Raw genomic sequence first — 3,941 nt, 5'->3', positions numbered from 1 at the left:
GTCTCGGTGCCGAGGTTCTCGGCAAGGGTCGTAGTTCTCACGGTGGTGGCCGCCGCCTGGGAGACCTGGGCAAACGACAAGGACACTCCCGCTACCTTTACTTCGCCTCCGGAACTCGAAAGCCGCTCAACGACGAGTAGAAGTACCGGGACCAGCGCCAAAGTCGCAATGCCCAACAAGATGGCGGATTCTGAGCCCGCTGACGGCCAGGATGCGGCCGCCTTGGTGATGGCCATACCCACCAGCAGCACCGCCAAAGTGACCACAGCCGAGGCGACCGCCGCCTTCGGCGACCACGGCCACAGCGACTGCCGGGCAGAGGGGCGCGCGGACGAGCGTGATTCGCTCGGGAAGGTCGAGGGCATTGCCTGGCCTCCGATGCTCGCCGGACAAAGCCGACGCTAGTCAGGTGAACGAGACGTCAAAGCCTAGCGGTGGCGGAACTCCTGGAGGCAGTTCATTTGGCAGGCGAGCGTCGGGCAGAGCCAGACACGGTGCACACATACGGAGCCACCAGCCCAGCCTAGGCACCCCGGCTAGTGCACACATTCTCCGCCCGGAGACGGCAAACCCGCAGGTCACAGCCTTGGGCTGTTCGCCGACTTCAAATCGTGAGCCAAGTCAGGTCACACCGCCGCGTTTGCGGCATTCCAAGTCAACCTAGGGCCATTCCTCTCGGGACCTCAGGCTCCGCTTGTAACCTGAAAAATGCTCGACGTGGGCGGGATCGACGTTGAGGAGATCGCGACCGCGCTGGCGGATCAGACGTACGACGAGCACCGCTGGTTCCTCGACCCGCGGACGGGGCAATTCGCGTTCTGGACCAGCGACACTGGCGTTGACGGGGTGAACCCGGTCGAGATCAACGAGCTGGACCTCATTCCGATCGACCCGATCCCGTCGTATGTCTGGTACCGGGACATGGCCGACTTCGCTGAGGGCATCAGCGACGGTCCGGCCGGACAACGCCTGGCCAGAGCAGTTCAGGGTCGGGGGCAATTCCGTCGGTTCCAGAACCAGCTCTACGAACAACTCCCCACCTGATCTCACGGTGGCAAGCGATGCGAGACGCCCGGGCACAGCGCCGCGCCGTCGACTGGCTCCGCGACCACGAGTTCATCGCCGACGGCGCCGCTGATAAGTTCGCGGCCGACCACCCAGAGCCCGTCCTGCCGTGATGCACTACGACCCCAGGGCGCGGGCTCCTGGCACCTTCCGACGTCCCCTCATGCTTGGATAACGGAGGTTCCAGTGCGTACCGATGCACGGTCCGGAAAGTCAATCGGGGGCTGACGCCAGCGGCGACCTTATGGGCTCGCCGGCTGCGCGGCCGTACGACCCGTGGGGGCCGTATGAGGTCCCTGTGTGGGGGTCTTCATCGGGCGGGTGCCGGGACACCCAATTTTCGGTAGCAGGGTCTGACGGGGGTTTGGCATAACTGAGCCCGCCTTCGGCTTACGGGGCGCCGTAGCTGCCCCCGACCTGGTCGACGCGAGGAACGCCCTACCGTGATTATCGTCCTGGGGGCTGTCCGGTGTCGGTCGCGCGAACGCGGTTGTTCCGCGGCGCGTGGGTGAGCTCGACCAGGCCAAGCTGCTCGAGTAGCGGCGGGAGGTACATGCCGAAACGTCCGCGGTAGCCGTTGCGTAGGCCGTACCAGCCGCCGACGGGGTTGTCAGGGTCCCGTCCCCAGTCCTCGACGGTGCCCGGCCGGGCCGGTTTCTTTTCATCGGCCGCGCCGAGATCGACCCAACCGCCTTGCTGGGTCAGCCATCCGTGCAGGTCCTCGACCGCCCGCAGGTGGTAGCGCAGCGTCGTGGTCCCGACCTGGCAGACGAGTGCCGGTGGGTCAGCCTGCTCGTCGCGGTACATGGTGTATTGCGAGGTGCCGGGAGCGGTGCGCAGCTCCCACGGGTCGTCCTTGGTGCCGGTGGCCATCAGTGGTGCCTCTCGGTTAGGGCAGGTATCGCGTCCAGCGCAGCTGTGTCGGCGCCTGGGCGTGGTGTTGTTTAGACGGCGGGTCGGGTGAGGAGGACGTTCCAGCTGTTCGGCGAGGGCGCGAGGGTGGACGTCTCGAACCCGGCGGCGACCAGTAGGTCGTCGTACTGCGACTGGGAACGTTCCCGGGCCCCGAACATCACCAGCATGTGCAGGTCCACGAGGTGGACGTCTCGCTGCTCACGGGATGTGCGCCCCGGGGCGTCGAGGACATTCTCGACGATCAACAACTCCGCCGCTAGACCCATCGCAGCGTGGACCGACCGCAGGATCGTGACCGCCTGCGGATCGTCCCAATCGTGTAACACGTTGGACAGGAGATAGACCTCACCCCCGGCCGGCACCCCGGCGAAGAAGTCGCACGCCTCCCCCCGGGCACGCGCCCCGAGTCCGGCCGCAGTCAGGCCCGCGGTGGCCGCCGCGGCGACCTCGGGTCGCTCGGCCACGACCCCGCGCAGCAACGGCTGGCCCGCCAGCAACGCCGCCAGCATGGCCCCCTGGCCGCCACCGACATCGACGACCAGCCGCACCCCGGAAAAGTCATATCCCGCCAGCACAGCGGCAGCCTGGGTAGCGGCCCTTCGCGCCATCGACGCATTGAACACGGCCTCCTCAGCCGGGTGCGCCGCCAACCACTCCCACGACGTCTGCCCGTTGACGTCCTGATAGACCGCGCTCCCCCGTCGTACGGCGTCCGCCAGATGCCGCCACGCCGTCAGATTCGGCAGCTCCGTCTGCATCATCGCGAGGTGCCGTAGGCCGCTGGGATCGCCGACGCGCAGCGTCGCCCCCATCGTCGTCACCGCGTAGCGCCCCCCGTCGGTTGAGACCAAGCCGAGGTCGACCAGCACCCGCAGCAACCGGCCCAACGTGACAGGAGCCGCGGAACACCGAGACGCCAGCGTCGCGAGATCCTGAGGCTGGTCCAGCGCGTCCACGACACCAAGCTCACACGTCGCACGCAGGCACAACGAAACCCACCCGCCGCGCACCATCGACAGCACCTCGTCTGCCTCGGCCACCTCAGACCTCCCACCCGCGAGCATGACAGGGTCGAAGCGCTGATACCTAGCGGGACTACCCGCGAGCGTGTTCGACTGACATGAGCGCCGACCCACTCGTCGAGGAACACGCCGGGCAGCGTCGTGCACCTCACCACCAGTCAGACAGACTCCAGACCGCGCCAGCGGTCATCCGCCCAACAGTGAGGTTGACCGAACAAGCCGCGGCGGGCCTGTCCGGGCAACGGTGTTTCTCGCCGAGCATCTTGGATCTCACTGGACCGCTTGTGCAGCTCCGGATTGGTGCTTCCTACCGCCGCCAGTCGACCATGCTCATAACGGTATGAGGATGAAGCGCGGCACCGCGGCGTGGGAGAATTCGGTGTGGCACCCGCAGACTTCGAGGTGGCGGTGCCGCGCGTCGATGACGCTGAGGAACTGGCCTCGGTCCACGTTCAGGCGTGGCGGGAAGCCTATGGAGAGCTGCTCCCGGAGCACTTCTACGATGACGTCGCGCGCGAGAGTCGACAGGTGAGGTGGTCAGCTCTGCTCTCTCAGGAGGGTGCCGGAGAGCGGGTCCGGGTCGCCCGGCGCGAAGGGCGAATCGTGGGGTTTGTCATGAGCGGTCCGTCCGCCGAGCAACAGGGGCACCCGCCGGTGCGCGATGTGCAGCTGTACGCGCTCTACGTGCTGTCCAGCTGCTACGGCCACGGTGTCGGTCGAGTTCTACTTGACCAGGCTCTCAGGGAGAGGCCTGCACAGCTGTGGGTGGCGAAGGACAACGCGCGGGCTCGACGCTTCTATGAGAAGAACGGATTCACAGCCGACGGGACCGAGCAGGTGGATCCAGATCTCGACGGGCTGATAGAGATACGCATGGTGCGATAGACCGGCGCGGCCCACCCTCCACGACAGCGATGTCCGACATCCCGCACGACCGCC

The 3,941-nt window shown here is 66.8% G+C and carries 5 protein-coding genes; 3 read left to right on the top strand and 2 right to left on the bottom strand.

Translation table 11 applies throughout. The features are described 5' to 3' along the window. Together ABI385_RS14780 and ABI385_RS14775 are read left to right on the top strand one after the other, a co-directional pair. The coding region (locus tag ABI385_RS14780) for a hypothetical protein (protein WP_348104521.1) at positions 1-405 on the top strand (405 nt) is incomplete at its 5' end. Between the two features lie 303 nt (positions 406-708). After that, entirely contained in the window at positions 709-1,044 is a 336-nt protein-coding gene (locus ABI385_RS14775; RefSeq protein WP_348104520.1) for a hypothetical protein, read from the top strand. Between the two features lie 468 nt (positions 1,045-1,512). On the opposite strand, the gene ABI385_RS14770 is transcribed toward ABI385_RS14775, so the two are convergent. Both ABI385_RS14770 and ABI385_RS14765 read right to left on the bottom strand, forming a co-directional pair. Then, positions 1,513-1,938: a DUF6855 family protein gene (locus tag ABI385_RS14770; protein ID WP_348104519.1), complete on the bottom strand. Its 426-nt coding sequence runs from the start codon at positions 1,936-1,938 to the stop codon at positions 1,513-1,515. A 71-nt stretch (positions 1,939-2,009) separates the two neighbouring features. After that, on the bottom strand, positions 2,010-3,020 hold the full coding sequence (locus ABI385_RS14765; protein ID WP_348104518.1) for a methyltransferase: 1,011 nt from the start codon (positions 3,018-3,020) through the stop codon (positions 2,010-2,012). Positions 3,021-3,383: 363 nt separating this feature from the next. Here ABI385_RS14765 and ABI385_RS14760 point away from each other — a divergent pair, with 363 nt between their 5' ends. Beyond that, entirely contained in the window at positions 3,384-3,887 is a 504-nt protein-coding gene (locus ABI385_RS14760; protein WP_348104517.1) for a GNAT family N-acetyltransferase, read from the top strand. Positions 3,888-3,941 lie beyond the last annotated feature (54 nt).

This window comes from Lapillicoccus sp. (genome assembly GCF_039935575.1).
Lineage (GTDB): Bacteria > Actinomycetota > Actinomycetes > Actinomycetales > Dermatophilaceae > Lapillicoccus.
Note: the sequence above shows the minus strand (reverse complement) of the source record. Positions and strands in the feature narration are given on the sequence as shown.